Origin of the sequence: Bradyrhizobium sp. CCBAU 11357 (genome assembly GCF_028128865.1) — a bacterium.
GTDB lineage: Bacteria > Pseudomonadota > Alphaproteobacteria > Rhizobiales > Xanthobacteraceae > Bradyrhizobium.
Window position 1 is genome coordinate 1 of sequence record NZ_LBJW01000076.1, and the last position, 17,959, is coordinate 17,959.

Consider the following 17,959-nt stretch of genomic DNA (forward strand, 5'->3'; position numbering starts at 1 on the left):
CCAACTGGGCAAATCCAATGGCTTGAGCGAACTCAGAACTGGATAAAATCTGGGGGCAAGGTCACTGGCGCTCCAGGCTCATGTATCATTCTCCATTTTCTTGTTGGCGCTTCCCAAATAGTTCCGAAATTCAACAAAAACCGTCGCGATAGCTATCTTAGAACCGTCCTCAGGTTGAGGGAATCCCGGACAACTACCGTTTGTGGCGGATCGCAGTTTGGCGGTTTACGATGAGCACTTAGGTCAATGACGCTTCCCGGCTCGAGCGCTCCTGCAATCGCGCGATATATGTCTTTAGTCCTCCGTGAAGAATGCAGATCGGCCTGAGGGATAGGCAGAAGTTTTCTCGATAAAGTGTTCGATTTTGCAGGAAAGCCGGGTGTTGGGCCGCGGTTTCTTGCGTTTTGGGGTTTTGCTTTCGAGCGATTCGTGATTCCCTGACGGCGGGTCATCGGCATTGGGGACGGCGATGAGCAAACCGCGGCATGATCGCCAGAAAGATCTGTTGCTTCCGGCCGTCGATCAAATCATTGACATGGGCCACCCGCTGGTGCGGTTGGCGGCGCTGATCGACTGGAAGTTTCTGGATGACCGTTTTGGTTCGGTATGCCAAACCGGTCCGGGGCAGCCTGGCCTGCCGACGCGGCTTGTCGCCGGCCTGTTCATCCTGAAGCACATGCACAATCTCTCGGATGAGGTGCTGTGCGCCCGCTGGATCGAGAACCCCTATTACCAATACTCCTGCGGCGAGCTGAGCTGCTGCCACCGGCTGCCGTTCGATCGATCGTCGATGACGCGCTGGCGCCAGCGGCTCGGCGAGGAGCAGCTCGTCGCGTTGATCCAGGAAAGTCTGTCGGTGGCGCACAAGACTGGCGCCATCGGTCCCAAGGACCTGGAGCGAGTGGCGGTCGATACCACGGTGCAGCCAAAGGCCGTCGCGCATCCGACCGACGCGCGGCTGATGCATCGGGCCATCACCAAGCTCGTCGGGCTCGCCAAGCGCAACCGTGTGCCGCTGCGCCAGAGCTATCTGCGCCTGGCGAAGCGCGCCGCCATCATGGTCGGCCGCTATACCCACGCTCATCAGTTCAAGCGCGCCCGGCGCCAACTCAAGTTCCTGCGGACGCGGCTTGGCCGGATCATCCGCGACATCCGCCGCAAGATTGATGGCGATGCGGCGCTGGAAGCTCGCTTCGGCCCGCTGCTCGCTCTGGCGCAGCGGGTGCGCACCCAGGATTAGCATCAGCGCGGCCCCAAGGTCTATGCGTTACATGCCCCGGAGGTCGAGTGCATCGGCAAGGGGAAAGCCCGTGCGCCTTACGAGTTCGGCTGCAAGGTAAGTATCGCCACCCCCGTGACGTCCCCGAAGGGCGGACAGTTCGTGCTCCATGCCAAGGCGCTGCACGGCAATCCCTTCGACGGGCACACGCTCGGCCCCGTGGTCGCCGACATGGAGAAGCTCACCGCGTGGAGGCTCGGCGCATCCATGTCGACAAAGGGTACCGCGGCCACAACCACCCGCACCGGCTCAGGGTCTGGATCTCGGGCCAGGTCCGCCGCGTCACGGCTTCCATCAGGCGCGAGATGAAGCGTCGTGCGGCTGTCGAGCCCGTCATCGGCCACGTCTAGGCCGAGCACCGCATGGACCGCAACTATCTCAAAGGCCGCGTCGGCGACGGCAACAATGCCGTCCTCGCCGCGGCCGGCTACAACTTCGGCCTGCTCCTGCGATGGCTCGCAGAACTCTTGCGTGCCATCATCCGGGCGTTCGCCGAAACCATCCCGGCTCAAAAGATCGCTTAAATCAACGTTCGCCCGCGTTCTTCACGGAGGACTACTTGGCTCAACACGACGTCGCAGCAGGCGGCTCGAGCTTAAGACAACTCCCAGGACCATCAGAAGCAGGCCCCCAGGTCGCCGTCCAAGCATTGCGAGGAGGTCAGCCCTCAATTGAAGACCATGAACGCGTCAAAAGAAGACTACCCAAGATGAGCCCGACGAGGTTTGGTCCGCGCCGGCGGTCCGGCTGACGTTGATCGTACAGGGGCGACATGGGGTAGATGCCAACCCCCTTTGCGCGGGCTGCTTTGATCAATGCTGCTTCGGACTTCTTGGGCAGATCGTCGAACCAAACGACCAGATGCAAGCCGGCAGCGTCACCTTCGATTCGGACTCGGTCGTCAAATCTCCGTCGCAATGCCTCGATCAGGGCTCGCCGGCGCTCGTCGTTGCGCCGCCGCATGCGCCTGACATGGCTGTCGTAGGCGCCCGCATCGAGCATCGTCGCTAGTGCCTCTTGCTCGATGAGAGATGTGTGCCGGTCCATGATCTGCTTGCCGGCGCTGAACGCGAACTGCAGTTCAGGAGGCACCACGACATAGCCGATCCTCAAGGTAGGCGAGAGTGTCTTGGAGACGGTCCCAAGATAGATGACGTGCTCGCTTTTTTCGAGAGCGTGCAGCGGGAGCACAGGTTTCGTGTCGTACCGGTACTCGCTATCGTAGTCGTCTTCGATCACGTAGGCCTCAACCTTCTTGGTCCAGGCGAGCAACTGATGCCGCCGCCCGTCTGCATGACACCGCCAAGTGGAAATTGGTGCGAGGGCGTTACGTAAGCGAGAGGAGCTTCGGGCCCTTGCAAGCCTCGCCATGTCCAGCCCGTTTGCGTCGACCGGAATTGGCACCGCAATAGCTCCGGTCGCCGAGAGGATGTGCCGCGCCATAGGGTAGCCGGGATCTTCCATGACGAACCGATCCCCAGCGTCAAGCAGCAGCCGAGCACACAAATCGAGCCCTTGCTGTGAACCGTTGACGACGATGATCTGATCGATCTCGCATCGTACGGTCCGCGAACGCCAGAGATAGCCCTGCAGTGCCGTCCGCAGGCGCAGCGAGCCACGTGGATCATCGTAAGTCAATGTTCGGGGTCGCTGCGTGATCGCAGCGGTTTCGGCTCTCTTCCATGTTAGCACGGGAAAGTCCAAGGGTGAGAGATCACCATAGCGAAAATGGGCAACGAGATTACGAGGTTGCTCGGTTGAGCGTGCGACGGCCTCTCGCAAACGTTCACCATACCGCGAGACTCGTGCCTTGCGTGTAGACGACCGTGCTTTCGTGCCTGTGCGCCCGGTCTCGACGACAGCCTTTGCGACCCGTGGGCGGGCGCCATGGCGGGTCTCGATGAATCCCTCAGCCGCCAATTGTTCGTATGCGACCGTCACCGTTCCGCGCGATAGTCCCAGCTCTTCGGCGAGAGCGCGGGAGGGCAGCGAGCCATTCGAGCCGTATACGCGCCCCAGGATCCCTGAGCACTCCATAGCTCCGACGCGCTCCCATCTGCCCGACATGGTGTGATGGCACCTTAATCTGGACCACATGAACCTGACCAAAGAACGCTACTGGATAGACCAGTCTGCGCCCGTTCGGCTTCAAAACCAAGCTGGTTCAATCGAGGTGGCCGCGCGAAACAAGCCCCGTGAACTCCTGGCCGTCTGTATTCCGGCGTGGCCAAATATCGGTCTCCATGAAGTCTATCGCCGACTGAATTGGAAAGAGCCTTCCGGGTTATGTGCTCAACAAGGTCGGGACTGCCGTTTTTGAGACGAGACCGACAAAGTCGGTGGGATTGTCGTGCTTGAAACCAAGTTCAGGTGCTGCTCGGCCTCGGGCGACTGGAGATTCCATCTGCTTTGATTGGCTCGCCTCTTGCTGAGTTCAGGCAAGTCGCAGACGCGATCTCCCATGTGACTCTTTGAGACCAAGTCCAGCTCTTCGTAGCTTCCGTCCAGTTCGCAAGAGCTTGGCCGGCCAACCCAGTCCAGGACATGCCCCTAAGTAAGTCGCTCCTCCTAGCCGCATCACTCTCCCTGACTTGCTTGTTCTCCTCGGCGTTTCCCCATACCTTAGTGGCCAGCGTGCCGGCAGGTGATCCTTTTCTCACCGACAACGGGATCCAGTTCACCTTCCCCCGCGTTCTGCGGCCGGCCCGAGGGTAAGATACGCGACGCATATGCTCGACATGCGCTGCCAAGAGAACGGGATCGAACATCGGCTGATCAAGATCAGGCATACCTGGACCAATGGCCAGGTCGAACGCATGAATCGCACGATCAAGGAAGCGACCGTGCAACGCTACCATTACGATCGACACGATCGGCTCGAAACTCACCTGGCCGACTTCGTCAACGCCTACAACTATGCTCGGCGGATGAAGACCCTGAAGGGCCTCACGCCCTACGAATACATCTGCAAATGCTGGACATCCCAGCCAGAACGATTCCGGCTCAATCCGCTCCAGCAGATGCCGGGACTAAACACCTAATGCCGCATGAGTTTTGCTTCCGCGTGCTCCATGCGGATCCGCTCTGCGCCAACTCTTTAATCCGGCGAATGACAACTACGATTTCCCGTCTGCCGAGCGCCTTGCGATAGCAAAAGAGTTTTCCGAAAGAGTTTGGCGCTGAAGCCTCCGGACGCTGTCCTTAGAGAAGGGTAGGAATGAGCATGTTGATGAAAGCTTCCCCGCCCAGGTGAGGCAAACATCATGCCGTTCTTGTTTCGGCCGTCGATGCCGGTGCGTGCTCGACAAATGCATCTTCCTCATTGCTTTAGGCCAATCTCTAGATGTCGGCAATCATAGCGATTGAGGATGCGTCATCCGTGACTGATCGATCGTATACTGGCAGTGAAGTCTCGCCGGTTCACCGTGTCCGAGTTCAGACACGCGGGGCGCGTTGGCGTTCACTGCAACGTCATTTAGACGACAGCTACATCTAAAGACCAGACGATACACATTGCGCCTCGCCGGCATGATTTCTGCTTCTGTTAGGCTCGACATGCGGGCGGTGTCCCGCACAATGAGGACAGCTGACCAAGTCATGCATAAGCGCAGCGCAGCGTCATGTATAAGATCGGTGCTTTGATGGTCGCTGTCTTAGCTCAGCTGGAGGCGGCTGCCGTGAACGGGTCCAAAGGCAACGCAGAAAACGAGGTCCTGCGTCCTTCCGATTACAATCGAGCGCTCACGATAAACGATCAGCATGCCAGACTGATGATCGATGCTCCGGAGGTACCGTTCTGGCTCGCAGATGGTGCGTCGTTCGCCTATCGATTGACGAGCAACGGCAAGCGTCAATTCGTACTCGTGAATGTTGCCAACGGCAGAAAACAGGCTGCTTTCGATCATAAGAAGCTAGCTTCTGCGCTGAATCGCTTAGGCCACAAAGATGCTAATGCCGACAATCTGCCATTCGACCGTTTTGAGTTCGCTGACGATGGTGGCAGAATAAGTTTCGAGATTGAGGATGCAGCTTGGAGCTGCGAACTTATAAACTACGCGTGCTCGAGCGAGACAAAGCTTTCCGCAATCGACCAGCAGAGCCCATACGATGATGCGCCATCTATGGAGAATGATCCTAAGACGGCGAGCGTGTCGCCTGACGGGAAATGGCTCGCCTATACCAAGGATTACAACCTGTTCCTGCACAGCAAGGAGCGCTCGAACGACATTCGTTTGACTTGGGACGGATCTGAAGGCAACTACTACGCGTTTTCGACGCTGAGTTGGTCTCCAGACTCGCGTCGCCTCGCAGCTTACCGCGTCCGTCCGGGCCACAAACGGGAGGTTCATTACATCGAATCATCCCCACGCGACCAGCGCCAACCGAGGCACTGGACGATGACTTACCCTAAGCCCGGCGATGCTCTGGCACTGCCACAGCCGGTGCTTTTCGACGTCGGTGATCGTCGCGAGATCGCAATCGACAATGCGTTGTTCCCAAATCCCTATGACCTCTCTCCCATCCGATGGTGGAGGGACAGCCGCGGATTCACTTTCGAGTACAATGAGCGAGGCCATCAGCTTTACCGGCTCGCCGAGGTCGAGGCTGCCACAGGCACCGTTCGAACTCTGATCGACGAGCGCAGCAAGACGTTCATCGATTACCACCCCCTAAGAATGGACCAGTCGAATACTGGCAAGACCTTCCGTTGCGACGTTGAGGACGGGCGGGAGATCATCTGGGCCTCAGAACGCGATGGATACGAGCATCTGTACCTGTTCGATGGATACACTGGCGATCTTAAAACCAGATCACGCGTGGAGCTTGGGTAGTCCGTTCCGTCCACTACGTAGATCCTATCGAGCGCCAGATTTGGTTCAGTGCAAGCGGAATGAATAAAGGGGAAGATCCGTATTTCGTCCACGCCTACCGCATCAACTTCGATGGCACGGGACTGACGTCGCTAACGCCCGAAAGGGCGAATCATCACGTCCAGTTCTCGCCAGACGGCCGCTACTATCTAGACCTATGCTCACGCAGCGATCTCCCGCCACGCCTAATGTTGTACCGAACCATTGACAATTCGGAGCTCGTGCTGGTCGAGAGCGCCGATATTTCCGCGCTCGTAGCCGCTGGCTGGCAGCCGCCACTGACGTTCCATACAAGGGGCCGGGACGGCGAGACCGAAATATGGGGGATTATTCATCTCCCGATCAACTTCGACCGAAGCCGCCGATATCCGGTCATTGAAAAGATTTACGCCGGCCCGACCGGTTCTTTCGTTCCGAAGTCTTTCTCGCCTGTCGTGGAGCCGCTCACACAGCTTGGATTTGTCGTCGTTCAAATCGATGGAATGGGCACGAACAATCGGTCGCGTGCGTTTCACGACGTTGCCTGGAAAAACCTGAGAGATGCTGGCTTTCCCGACCGAATCCTTTGGCACAAGGCGGCGAGCGCCGAGTTTTCGTGGTACGACATCTCGAATGTCGGCATTTTTGGTGGCTCGGCCGGCGGTCAAAACGCGGTGAGCGCACTGCTCTTTCATTCCGATTTCTATAAGGTGGCCGTCGCCAATAGCGGTTGCTACGATAATCGTATGGACAAGATCTGGTGGAACGAACAGTGGATGGGATGGCCGGTCGGTATTGAATATTCGCAGTCTTCCTCGGTCGACAACGCTCATAGATTGCAAGGTAAGTTGCTGCTCATCGTGGGCGAATTGGACCGCAATGTCGATCCATCCTCTACATTTCAACTAGCTGACCGGCTTATTCGAGCAGGAAAATACTTCGACATGCTTGTGGTGCCAGGTGCGGATCACGGAACGTCCGGGTCTTACAGTCTGCTCAAGCTCCTGGATTTTTTCGTTTTGAATATCCTCAGACAGACGCCGCCTAATTGGAATGACCCATCTATTGGCCAGCCAAAGAGCCACGAGGCACTATCATCGTGCGAAGAGTCAACAGCTGAAGCCTGCCGAGACCGGCAAAACTGACTGGAGATAGAGGCGCCTGGGACATCAGCATCGCATGTAGGCGGCGGTCGCCAATAGGAAATAGTATCGCTTGGCGAAGTCGCTGCTCTTCCAGCGACTTGACAGCCGTTCGGAAGGGGCCGTCAGTGACAAACTGATGCTGCCTGTCTCTCCTCATCACGTTTCCATGGTCAGGTTGATGATGGCATCTAACGCCCCGTACGAACGAGTCGATCTCGCGCGCATGGCCAGCAGAGAGCAGGGCGTGAAGTTTCGCGCTCGTTGACAGCCATGCCGATGCAAAATTTCGCCTCTCCTCTGGGCGCAGCGACTGAGTTATCCGGGCGCGAGTGCCAAGCCTACAAGTGGGCAAAGAGGCAGGCGCGCTGTTTGGGCTCACGCCAAAGATATACCAATCGGGAGAAAAGGACATCATGGGCAGGATTCCGCTGGGCAGCGACGAGATGTGGGTACAGAATTGTTTGAAGCCGCCAACGTTCTACTGTCGCACATCACGCTATTCTGAAAGCGTAGCGCTGGAGGAAGGACGTCGCCGACCGGCGAGACTCTAAGCAGTCGTCCGTGAAGAGCGGCTAAACGACTGAGGCGGAATCGCATTCGTCGTTGTGGACCGTTTTGGGATTGCAGGGTTTTGATGCTTCGGGCATCGGAACCTTGCAAATTCTTTTTCGGGATTCCGTCGAATCGCCAGTCGTGATTCCGTGGTCGCATCGGAGGTGGCGATGCGACCGAAGAGGCACAGGACGACGGGATCGGGCGATCTGTTACGGGCCAGGCTGGACCAGATCATCAACATGAAGCACGAGCTGGTTCAGCTTGCCGGCAAGGTGGACTGGGACTGGATCGACGGCGAGATCGCACCACTCTACAGCGGGGACGGCCGGCCCGGCATCACGACCCTTCATGATCGGGCTGCTGCTCAAGCACATTTACGGCCTGTCCGATGAGGGGGTGTGCGAGCGCTGGGTCCACGACCCGTATTTCCAGGGGGGGGGGGGGGGGGGGGGGGGGGGGGGGGGGGGGGGGGGGGGGGGGGGGGGGGGGGGGGGGGGGGGGGGGGGGGGGGGGGGGGGGGGGGGGGGGGGGGGGGGGGGGGGGGGGGGGGGGGGGGGGGGGGGGGGGGGGGGGGGGGGGGGGGGGGGGGGGGGGGGGGGGGGGGGGGGGGGGGGGGGGGGGGGGGGGGGGGGGGGGGGGGGGGGGGGGGGGGGGGGGGGGGGGGGGGGGGGGGGGGGGGGGGGGGGGGGGGGGGGGGGGGGGGGGGGGGGGGGGGGGGCGTTACGCGGCCAAGACCTCAAGCGGGTCACCGTCGATACCACGGTGCAGCCAAAGGCCATCACCTTCCCGACCGATGCCAAGCTGCTGCACGCGGCGATCAAAGGGCTCAACCGTCTGGCGAGGACGCACGGGATCAGGCTGCGGCAGTCCTATCTTCGCATTGCCAAGACCGCGGCCATGATGGCGGGGCGCTACGCTCATGCCAAGCAATTCAAACGGCATCAGCGGCAGTTGCGCATCCTGCGCAGCCGCTTGACCCGGATCATCCGCGATATCCGCCGCAAGATCAAGGTCAGGCCGTGCTCGAGAACGCCTTCGCCCTCCCGCTTGGCCGGGCCTTCCAGATCCGCTCGCAGCAGCAACGCCAGCGCGGCTGCAACTGTATTCCTTCCATGCTCCGGAGGTCGAGTGCATCGGCAAGGGCAAAGCAGCCGCGCCTTACGAGTTCGGTGTCAAAGCTTCCATCGTCACCAACAACAGCCGTGCTCCCGGCGGGCTGTTCGTGCTGCACGCCATGGCGCTACCCGATAACCCGTACGACGGTCACACCTTGCGGGACATCATCGACCGCACCGAGACACTCACCGGCTGTGCGATCGAGCGGGCCTATGTCGACAAGGGATACCGTGGCCATGACGCGCAGAACCCGCGCCGTGTCTTCATCTCCGGCCAGAAGCGCGCGGGGTCTTCGGCGTCATCAAGCGCGAGCTGCGCCGCCGCTCTGCCATCGAACCCATCATCGGACACCTGAAGGCCGATGGTCACCTCGGCCGCTGCTACCTCAAAGGACGCGCCGGTGATGCGGCCAACGTCATCCTCTCTGCCGTCGGTCACAACTTCCGCCGTATGCTCGCTTGGCTGAGGGCTCTTTGGTGCCTCTTCCTGGCCACCCTCATCGCAGCCGCCAGCGACCCCTTACCGCTGAAATCAGTTTCTTAACGGACGACTCTTTACTTCGACACTCTCGTTCCATTAGCCCGAACACACGGTCAGCCGAAATTAGACTTCGCAACACCGGGAATGGGTGGAGTTGATTTGATCGCGTTGATCAGTTGTCGCGGGGGCTTGTCCGGGCCAATCGACAGCTTGTCGGCAACGGCATGGGCCAGTCCAATGAAGTCTTTCAGCCCAGCTTTGGCCAGCGAGACACCCGCGCCACGAAAGAAAACAACTCGCCCCTCGTCGCGAGCGACGAGCAATTCATCGGCGAAGTTTGGGCCATCTTTCGTAAAGCGCAAGTGCGTTGTTCCTTCGACTACGCTAGAACGCGCTTCCCGAAGAAGCTCGTAGCGGAACTCCAGAGAGCAGCTTGAAGTCCGGCCAATCTATATTATCGAGCAATCGCTCAACGCTCCGCTTCGCGAGCGGCAATAAATGGCTGGCGGGGACAGCGCCTGACACCGCGCAGCCGAACGGCGCCGAGTTGCGCCCGCACTACCGGCGATCTGGGCTGAACAAGCATCACGGACACTCAGCGAGTGAAAGAAGATTGTCTGGCTGAATGCCGTCGGCCGTCGTCTTGATGTACTTGTGCCCTTCGTGTTTGGCCACGATCAAACCAGCAGTGAGCCCGTCTTCCTGGACATAGAATTCCCATGCGCCGCTTTCGATGTCTCTGATCGTCTGAACGACAGATTGCTTCCAGTGACTTCCGTTCGAATATACCCCGCCGATGCTGCTAATTCTCTCGTGTGGATTCGTGCTGTCGGTCTTACTGACGCAACGAACGCGTGCGAGTCTGGCCACGGGGTCTCTTCTTCCGCATGCAAAAGGAGCAACAAGGTTAGCGTTCAGTGGCGGACCGTGCCGCCGACCAATTCAGGTAGGTGCCTCGGTTACTTGTCTGCGCCATGATCTGGTGGCGCCTCGGGAATATGTCTCTGGAGCAAAGGTGGCCAACCACAGTCTTCATAGACGGGGTCGGCCACCGGCGCTTCGGCGCTTGCGAAGCGTACCCTAAGGGTAGCTACAGGCCAACGGATGCACATATTCGAGCGGTACATCACGTCCCTACGCTCACAGGCGCTTGCGGTGCTTGCAGCCAATCAGGCCCGCGCGGCCGATCAGTCTTTGAGCCTGGCAGATCGCCAAGTCGCGACGTTCGATGCCGAGGACGCTCGGGAAATACTAGGCATCCTCGATTGCGTGAAACTCGACCCCGGGCCGGAGGAGGCACGGAAGATCGCTGCGCGCATACGCACGCTTCTAGAAGGGAAGAAGTGAGCCGCCAAGTTGACGGCGCGAAGGCTACGTCCATCCGGCGTCGTAGCTGCCGGCGCGCGTGTCCTGCCGGGCCGGGCTGCGCTCATAACGCCCAGCACCGCACAGCTGGTCCGCTTCGGCTCCAGGATGGCGTTCAGTGTCTCTTCCACCGTCCCGCGGACCATCTCGCCCAGGTGATCTCGAATCCGGGCCTCATCAATTTGGATCACCATGACCCATGGCATTCCCATCGTTCATTTAAAGCTCCTTCATTCTAGAAGAAGCCATCAATCCTGAAGGAGTGTCCGTCGTCAGATAATTTGAGACTGGTCAGGCTTTTTGAGAACGGAGGCTCTGGCTCATCAGGGTTAGAGTTTAAGCGGCCTGCAGTTGATGCTGCAAGCGGCGGTTTGGTGTCGCGCTTGATGCGGTTTCGTTCTGCGAGGATCGCCTCAGCCCTGCCGAAGTAGACATCGGCTGGCGTGAGGTTGTCGATGCTCTCATAATAGCGGACGTGATTATAGTATTCGACAAAGACTCCTACTTGACGCTCGAGATCACCGGTAGGTAATAGTTGTCAAGCAGGATTCGGTTCTTCAGCGTCTGATGCCAGCGCTCGATCTTTCCTGAGCAGCCTTGGCCGGTGCGCGACGGCGATGTGGTCAGGCGAACGGCCAGCGTCCATAGAAGCAAGAACACCACCTTCGCATCAAGCGCCGCGCGAGACGATAGACGCGCCACAGAAGCTTATTGCCGACGGTCGCCGGAGATTCGTTTCCGTGCCTTGACAAGACCAGATCCTCCCTGACCGCCGCTGGAAATGGAACTATCTAACAAGTTGTGAAGCGATTTCTGCAGCTAGGGAGGGAGCTGTGGCCCACGTTGAAAATTGGGTGATGCTGCAAGAGCAAGAACCGACCGATGTCTGAGGAAGCCCATCGGCAAGCCACAGAACGGATCAAGGCGTACGAGGAGCGGATTGTCACCGTCCTTAAAGGTCGCGCTTGCAAGGGAGCGCTGAAGGCCTTCCTCGAAGAAGGGAATCATGAATATCTGGTCGACGCATACGAGTACGCGTCGACCATCTTCGACGACGTATGTCAGGTTTCGGACCTCTTCACGGAGCACCAGCGGCGCATCATGGGCCACTCCTTTTCCACCTCGAACGAAGCGCTCGCGGGATACATGCTGGGCGTGAACCATTTCGACAAGCGGGCCTCGCGCTACTTCGACAGCAATAACATCTACAATCACGCCTCCGATATCGTGGATCTGACCGAAAGCATCGGGCCGATGAATCCCACGACGCTGGAAGCTGCGGATCGGAAGATCGTCGACGAGCGTCCGGCGCTGGAGGAAGAGGCCAATGGCGAGCGCCTGCATACCCGGATGTTGGCTCGGATCCGCAGAGTCGTGGAATCGACCCACGACATCAAGCATGAAGAGCTGCAGCGGGTCGTCTTGAGGGGCTGACAGAGCCCGTTGTTCTCCAACGAGACATTTTGGCGAACGGGACTGCGAGCGAGTGTTTCGTAGGGCGAACACCCGCTACTCAAGCCGTCGGTCAAAGGCGGGGCTAGAAGCGCTCCGCGTCTCGTGCGCTGTGGCCTTAAAGCTTTATCAGATCAGTGGCTTAGGGACGGGTTCCGGCCGGTGCGCGATTCTCAACGTCGCATCGCCAGTAGATGGGGCCGCATTCCGCGGGGGGGGGGGGCGTCCTTTTTCGGTGGCTGGCCGAGCCTGTCAACCCCGTCTACACACGAAAGACCTGCCAGCATGATCACCGACGACAAGGCGCCGGCCTTGGAGGACGCTTTGCGCAAGCAACCATTGTTCGCGACCCGATCGCTAGCCGACGCAGCCGATGCGCTCGCGGGCACCGCTGGACCGCTGCTCATCCTTGGGCTGCGAAACGCCAAGGCCGCTGAGCACACCGCGACGCGACCGAACGGCTCGCGAACTCTATCGAGACGATTACCGCACTTTTCGCGTCCTGCAACGGACCCGGTGATGCGTGCCTGCGCGATACAGAGAAGGCCCCGCTTGTGGTGCGCAGATGTCGCACGCTTGTCGTGCCAGGAAGCGACGGCTTGCAGGTCGCCCCACGCCTGCTTGTCGGTCATTGTTCGTCATTCATTTAGTGGGCAGGCGCCGTGTAAGGCAGCCCGTCAGCCAATAGCTGTTTCTGGATCTCCTGCGGCATGCGCGCAGCGAGCTGGGCGTTCGCCTCTTTCTCTCACCCCTCACGCGCTGCGGCGCCATCTTGCCCCATCGCTGAGCCCGGATGCTCTGCGTACAGGGCCTTGATCGGGAGTCGCGAGTGATTCTTTCTATATGCGACGTAGGTGTGCCGCCTTGCGCAGTGCGAACAAGGAATGCATTCTTGATCTGCAACGAAGCAGAGCCGTCGCCAGTCAATCGATGCGTGCTCGCGGTAAGTCCGCCGGCGCCCACTTTCGCGCCGCTAGTGGTGAGAATGCCCACGCGAACCGTCGAGGCCGTGAACGACGCTACAAGTCGCCCTGCGTCGTGCGCATGAGCTTGGTCACGCCCGGCCTGGGTCTCGCAACCGGGACACCGATGTCTTTCCCGATGATATCGAGCGCGACCTTACGCGCGGCTGTTGCTGACTTATCGACGGCGCGACGGATAGCGTTCTTAAGGCCGCACGTGGACAACACAGTCGCCCATTGTTCTAGCGTACTTCCGTCCAGATCAACTTTGAGCACCGACATGTGTTGTCCCTCTGTTACAGGTTTACTTCAACGGCCCGCTCGGCACGTCAATGCACGGACCTGGCGACAACTCGGTGAAGTCCACTCAAGGGCCGCCGACAGGGTCACAAGAATCGCGGCCATAGAAAAAAACATGGGCGAGCCCGTTGAACCTTCTCCGAATGAGTGGGCACCTGTAGTAGGCTCATCGAGCCCGGAGGTGTCGAATGGAACGTCAACGTCGGTCATTTACCGACTACGAGCGCCAAGCCGTTGAGTTGGCTTTGAGTGGGCGCTCGATCGGGTCTGTTGCCAAGGAACTCAGTCTGCATGACTCGGTGCTGCGGCGCTGGGTTGACAAGCTCCGGCAGGAGCCGACATCGGCGGCGTGGCGCCCCACCACGCAGGCGACGCCGATGTCGGCGGACCAGGCTCGGAGATCGCCCGTCTGCGCCCGGAGAACGAACGGCTGCGCATGGAGCGCGACATCTTCACAAAGTCGATCGCGATCTTCGCCGGAACCCGGACATGAGCTTCCGCTTCATCGAAGACCATCGCGACGCCGTTCCGGTGCGGCTGATCTGTGCCGTGCTCGAGGTCTCGCCGGCCGGCTATTACGCCTGGCGTGATCGCCCGGTCAGTGAGCGGACCAAATCCAATGCCAGCCTGCTGGCCGCGATCCGGCAAGTCCATCAGAGAGTTGTGGCTGATAGAGCGATCGCATGTTCATGTAGCATTGGTCGACCACGCCGTTTCGGCAATGTGCCGCAGCCGGGCCGCCGCCAAGTTGAGACAGGATTGACCATCGGCGAAGGCGCCGACGACAGCGAGGGTGTTCCGCAAGGTGGCGTGCTGTCACCGCTCTTGTCCAACATCATGCTCCATGAGTTCGATGCGTGGCTGGAGGCGAAATACCTGAGCGACAAGGCTCGCAAGGACCGCTGGGCATGGAACTTCGGCATCAAGCTGGGCCGCCCTATTGCGGTTCGAGAGAACCAGCAATGGAAGCCGGCGGTTGCTTATTGCCGATACGCTGACGACTTTGTCGTCATCGTAAAAGGGACCAAAGCTCAAGCAGAGGAAATCCACCACGAATGCCGCGCCTTCTGGAAGGCAAGCTGAAAATGACGCGACGCTGAATTTGGAGAAAACCCATATCACCCACGTCATGACGGCTTCGTCTTTCTAGGGCACAGATCATTCGCAAGCGAGGGTCGCACGGGCGCATGTCCGTCGTCACAACGATCCCCAAGGAAAAGGCGAAGGGGTTTGTTCGCAGGCTCACTGAAGCGGTCGACATGATCGCTGGCCTGAACCGTCAACTGGCGGGATGGGCAGCGTTCTACAAGTTCACCGACTTCACCGCGCACGTATTCCGGCGCATCGACCACGTCGTATTCTGGAAAATGGCGCATTGGCTGGGGCACAAATACCGATCTCGCATCAAACCTTTGATGCGGAAATGGTACCGAGCCCCGGAGCCGGGCAAGGCGAAAACCTGGTTCGTGTTTGGTCGGAATGAACGGGGCGGGCCGCACGGAAAAGCACTTCACCGGCTTTTCTCAAGTCCGAAGGCGCAGTTCCGGTGGCGCAATCCGGAGGATAATCCATACATCTTCCGAAAAGAAGCCCGCAGCACTGTCACCTCGTATTATGAGGACGTTGCTATGGCCATGGGCCAAGCTTGAACAGAGAGCCGTATGCGCTGAAAGGTGCACGTACGGTTCGGGGAGGAGAAGCGCGCTCGCGCTTTTTACTCCACTCCCGACCGCGGAGGGCTGGCAGTATCTGGCGGCCGTCATGTGATCTGTTCAGCCGAAAGATCGTCGGCTGGCCATGCAAGACCATATGCAGGTCGAACTCGCGTCCGCGGCGCTGACTATAACCATCCAGCAGCAACGGCCGCAAACTGGATTGATCCACCACTCCGATCGCGGCCTAAAGTATGCCTCACACGCCTATCGCAAGGTCCTCACCGGAGCCGGCGTCATGGCATCAATGAGCCGCAAGGCCGATTGCTCCGACAATGCCCCGATGGAGAGGCTTCTTCCATACCTTGAAAACCGAGCTGGTCCATCATCGCGACTACAAACCCGTGCCGAGGCCAGCGCGATATCTTCGCCTTCATCGAGGGCTTCTACAACCGAACCCGCCTCCATTCCGCGATCGGATATGTCGCCCCGATGGAAATGGAGCTAAAAGCCGCTTAACCCGTCCACTTTTTCGGGGGAAGATCACTTTGCCTTGGCCGCTGATGCAGGGCTATCGCATCACGCTTCTTCGCACGGGTGAAGCCTTTTGAGATGACCGACATTAAGTCTCATAGCGTCGCGCGTACCGAAATCAACGTCGTAAGGCTTGGCAGGGGTGTAGAGTGATCCGGGTAGCAAAGCTACAGTTCGCGCAGCGCACTGCCCCTCTCGAAACTGATTGTCCCGATGTCCTGGCTCACGCGCTCGCGAAGCTGAGGCGATGCGGGGGCGATGCGATCAACGACCTGCGTCTGACGAGGAGCTGCCTAAAATCGTGTGGCCGTTCCTTGCTTGGGCGTCTTTACGACGGCAGGACATTCCGGCTCGCGCCATCAGGGTCGTGATGAAATGCTGCGGTGAGCCGATGGTTGAGAGGGCGCTCGGTATCCATCGCTTGCGGCAACTGAAACAGAGATATGGGGAGGTCAGCGCAACGTTCGCGTCGGCCTGATCGTTCTGAAGACTGACAGGCTGAGCGGCGTTAAGTCGCTCAGTCGTCTGCTCTGCATAAACACCAATCCTGGTAGGTCACTTAAGGCCGCTCCCTCGCTAAAAGCACTGCCGGGGTTAGCGGCACGTGAAGGGACAGCGCCTTCCTTCCTCCAGCGGAATGCGCCGAGTCATGCGTCGCTAACTTCACCCGCAGTGCGGATGCGGCTGGGGATAGCGCCTTTCAAGACCCGCCGATGTAGGCGCCGAGTCGCATCCGCCTGTTCTGAGCCGACGAGGAAAGCGTATGTTCAAGCGACAAACCACGGCATCAAGGGCTAAGCCATTAAGACATTTGCGCGCGCGGAAACTGATCCCGACAGCGCGGGACCTTGCTGAAGCGTTCAATTTCGCAACGCGCGTATTCTACAAAAGAGTGCCGGCAACGGGCGTGTGGTTCGAGATAAGAGATCGTATGGTCAGAACAGCCGAAGGGCAGTTCTATCTTATCGAAGATCATCCCATTAAGCTTGGCGGCCATGAAGTCGCACGGCCTTACAGTCTAGCGAGCGTCTTTGCGTGGCTGCAGGATTCCCCACAACAGATTGAGCGCACTGTCGTCAAAGGCGGCTAAGCTTTGAACAGCCCACGCGGGCCTTTTTTTCGTTTTGTGGATGCCGCGCAGGTCTCGTCGGCCTTTCGTCAGCCAGCGCGGATACGGAGCGCTTGGGTTAGCGACACGCGCCAGGGACAGCGCAATGGCACCAGAGACCTCGAGCACGGCACAGATCAGCCGCACCGGATCGGCGTCGCGATGGTGTTCGATGAAGCGGAAGCTCATGTCCGGTTCCGGCGAAGATCGCGATCGACTTTTTTTGGATGTCGCGCTCCATGCGCAGCCGTTCGTTCTCCTGGCGCGGAGGGCTGGCTATACTTGGCGGCCGTCATGTGATCTGTTCAGCCGAAAGATCGTCGGCTGGGCCATGCAAGACCATATGCAGGTCGAACTCGCATCCGCGGCACTGACTATGACCATCCAGCAGCAACGGCCGCAGACCGGATTGATCCACCACTCCGATCACGGCGTGCAGTATGCCTCACAGCCTATCGCAAGGTCCTCACCGGAGCCGGCATCATGGCATCAATGAGCCGCAAGGCCGATCGCTACGACAATGCCCCGATGGAGAGGCTTCTTCCATACCTTGAAAACCGAGCTGGTCCATCATCGCGACTACAACACCCGTGCCGAGGCCCAGCGCGATATCTTCGCCTTCATCGAGGCCTTCTACAACCGAACCCGCCTCCATTCCGCGATCGGATATGTCGCGCCGATGGAAATGGAGCTAAAAGCCGCTTAACCCGTTCACTTTTTCGGGGGAAGATCAGTCTCCCATTTCGGCAAGCTGTCGGACCAGCTTAGAGAGTGTCTGAAGACGTGGGGCCGACCGATTCTCGTAGTTGTGCCGCAGCTTTTTCCGATGGATGTATCCCACGTCAGCTTCTTCCGCCGCTGAGGCTGGCTGTGTGGGAGTTAGCGGCTCGTGGTAGGGACAGCGCTTCTTCTCTCTCATCGAGCGCCGAGCCACGTGCCCGCTAGCTTCAACCATAGGGCCAACGGATGCACATATTCGAGCCGCGTCACTGCGGTCGCAAGCGCTTGCGGTGCTTGCAGCCAATCAGGCCCGTGCGGCCGATCAGTCTTTGAGCCCGGCAGATCACCAATCCCGACATTTTATGCCGAGGAGGCTCAGGAATTGTTAGGCATACTCGATTGCGTGAAACTCGAGCCCGCATGACTTAAACGCATGGTAGA

The 17,959-nt window shown here is 59.4% G+C and carries 11 protein-coding genes and 8 pseudogenes; 13 read left to right on the forward strand and 6 right to left on the reverse strand.

Annotated features, from left to right (window positions below):
- The first annotated feature begins 469 nt into the window (after positions 1 to 469).
- Positions 470 to 1,803, forward strand: a pseudogene (locus XI05_RS10050) (IS5 family transposase).
- A 136-nt stretch (positions 1,804 to 1,939) separates the two neighbouring features.
- Here the strand turns inward: XI05_RS10050 and pdxR are convergent.
- On the reverse strand, positions 1,940 to 3,376 hold the full coding sequence (pdxR, locus tag XI05_RS10055; protein ID WP_442869253.1) for a MocR-like pyridoxine biosynthesis transcription factor PdxR: 1,437 nt from the start codon (positions 3,374 to 3,376) through the stop codon (positions 1,940 to 1,942).
- A gap of 504 nt (positions 3,377 to 3,880) precedes the next feature.
- On the opposite strand from pdxR, the pseudogene XI05_RS10065 reads away from it, so the two are divergent.
- From XI05_RS10065 to XI05_RS10080, 4 pseudogenes are all read left to right on the forward strand, one after another.
- Positions 3,881 to 4,320, forward strand: a pseudogene (locus XI05_RS10065) (integrase core domain-containing protein); the annotation flags it as partial.
- 579 nt (positions 4,321 to 4,899) lie between these two features.
- Positions 4,900 to 7,274 (forward strand): annotated as a pseudogene (locus XI05_RS10070) (DPP IV N-terminal domain-containing protein).
- Between the two features lie 722 nt (positions 7,275 to 7,996).
- Positions 7,997 to 8,261: pseudogene (locus tag XI05_RS10075) on the forward strand (IS5/IS1182 family transposase); the annotation flags it as partial.
- Between the two features lie 279 nt (positions 8,262 to 8,540).
- Positions 8,541 to 9,488 (forward strand): annotated as a pseudogene (locus XI05_RS10080) (IS5 family transposase); the annotation flags it as partial.
- A 50-nt stretch (positions 9,489 to 9,538) separates the two neighbouring features.
- Here XI05_RS10080 and XI05_RS10085 read toward each other — a convergent pair.
- Both XI05_RS10085 and XI05_RS10090 read right to left on the reverse strand, forming a co-directional pair.
- Entirely contained in the window at positions 9,539 to 9,787 is a 249-nt protein-coding gene (locus XI05_RS10085; protein ID WP_271501017.1) for a hypothetical protein, read from the reverse strand.
- 223 nt (positions 9,788 to 10,010) lie between these two features.
- A complete protein-coding gene (locus XI05_RS10090; RefSeq protein ID WP_036032306.1) occupies positions 10,011 to 10,295 on the reverse strand; it encodes a DUF3892 domain-containing protein in 285 nt (94 codons plus the stop codon).
- Between the two features lie 234 nt (positions 10,296 to 10,529).
- On the opposite strand from XI05_RS10090, the gene XI05_RS10095 reads away from it, so the two are divergent.
- A complete protein-coding gene (locus XI05_RS10095; RefSeq protein WP_271501020.1) occupies positions 10,530 to 10,772 on the forward strand; it encodes a hypothetical protein in 243 nt (80 codons plus the stop codon).
- 354 nt (positions 10,773 to 11,126) lie between these two features.
- Here the strand turns inward: XI05_RS10095 and XI05_RS10100 are convergent.
- Positions 11,127 to 11,378 (reverse strand): annotated as a pseudogene (locus XI05_RS10100) (IS3 family transposase); the annotation flags it as partial.
- Positions 11,379 to 11,672: 294 nt separating this feature from the next.
- Here XI05_RS10100 and XI05_RS10105 point away from each other — a divergent pair.
- Positions 11,673 to 12,224: a hypothetical protein gene (locus tag XI05_RS10105; protein ID WP_271501023.1), complete on the forward strand. Its 552-nt coding sequence runs from the start codon at positions 11,673 to 11,675 to the stop codon at positions 12,222 to 12,224.
- A 1,037-nt stretch (positions 12,225 to 13,261) separates the two neighbouring features.
- On the opposite strand, the gene XI05_RS10110 is transcribed toward XI05_RS10105, so the two are convergent.
- A complete protein-coding gene (locus tag XI05_RS10110; protein ID WP_271501026.1) occupies positions 13,262 to 13,486 on the reverse strand; it encodes a hypothetical protein in 225 nt (74 codons plus the stop codon).
- Between the two features lie 206 nt (positions 13,487 to 13,692).
- Here XI05_RS10110 and XI05_RS39730 point away from each other — a divergent pair.
- The 5 genes and pseudogenes from XI05_RS39730 to XI05_RS39735 all read left to right on the forward strand — a co-directional run.
- Positions 13,693 to 13,794: pseudogene (locus XI05_RS39730) on the forward strand (hypothetical protein); the annotation flags it as partial.
- Between the two features lie 59 nt (positions 13,795 to 13,853).
- The gene (locus tag XI05_RS10115; protein ID WP_271501029.1) at positions 13,854 to 13,997 is read left to right on the forward strand and encodes a hypothetical protein; all 144 of its coding nucleotides are present in this window, start codon (positions 13,854 to 13,856) and stop codon (positions 13,995 to 13,997) included.
- Positions 13,994 to 14,587 carry a reverse transcriptase domain-containing protein gene (locus XI05_RS10120; protein WP_271501031.1) on the forward strand — a complete coding sequence of 198 codons (594 nt, stop codon included), beginning with the start codon at positions 13,994 to 13,996 and terminating at the stop codon, positions 14,585 to 14,587. The genes XI05_RS10115 and XI05_RS10120 overlap by 4 nt, the downstream gene beginning before the upstream one ends.
- A 104-nt stretch (positions 14,588 to 14,691) precedes the next feature.
- Positions 14,692 to 15,153 (forward strand): group II intron maturase-specific domain-containing protein, encoded by a 462-nt coding sequence (locus XI05_RS10125; protein ID WP_271501033.1) that lies wholly within the window; start codon positions 14,692 to 14,694, stop codon positions 15,151 to 15,153.
- Between the two features lie 148 nt (positions 15,154 to 15,301).
- Positions 15,302 to 15,664 (forward strand): DDE-type integrase/transposase/recombinase, encoded by a 363-nt coding sequence (locus XI05_RS39735; RefSeq protein WP_442869254.1) that lies wholly within the window; start codon positions 15,302 to 15,304, stop codon positions 15,662 to 15,664.
- Positions 15,665 to 16,708: 1,044 nt separating this feature from the next.
- On the opposite strand, the gene XI05_RS10130 is transcribed toward XI05_RS39735, so the two are convergent.
- The gene (locus XI05_RS10130; protein ID WP_271501035.1) at positions 16,709 to 16,987 is read right to left on the reverse strand and encodes a hypothetical protein; all 279 of its coding nucleotides are present in this window, start codon (positions 16,985 to 16,987) and stop codon (positions 16,709 to 16,711) included.
- 69 nt (positions 16,988 to 17,056) lie between these two features.
- Here XI05_RS10130 and XI05_RS10135 point away from each other — a divergent pair.
- Positions 17,057 to 17,504 (forward strand): annotated as a pseudogene (locus tag XI05_RS10135) (IS3 family transposase); the annotation flags it as partial.
- Positions 17,505 to 17,959: the final 455 nt, after the last annotated feature.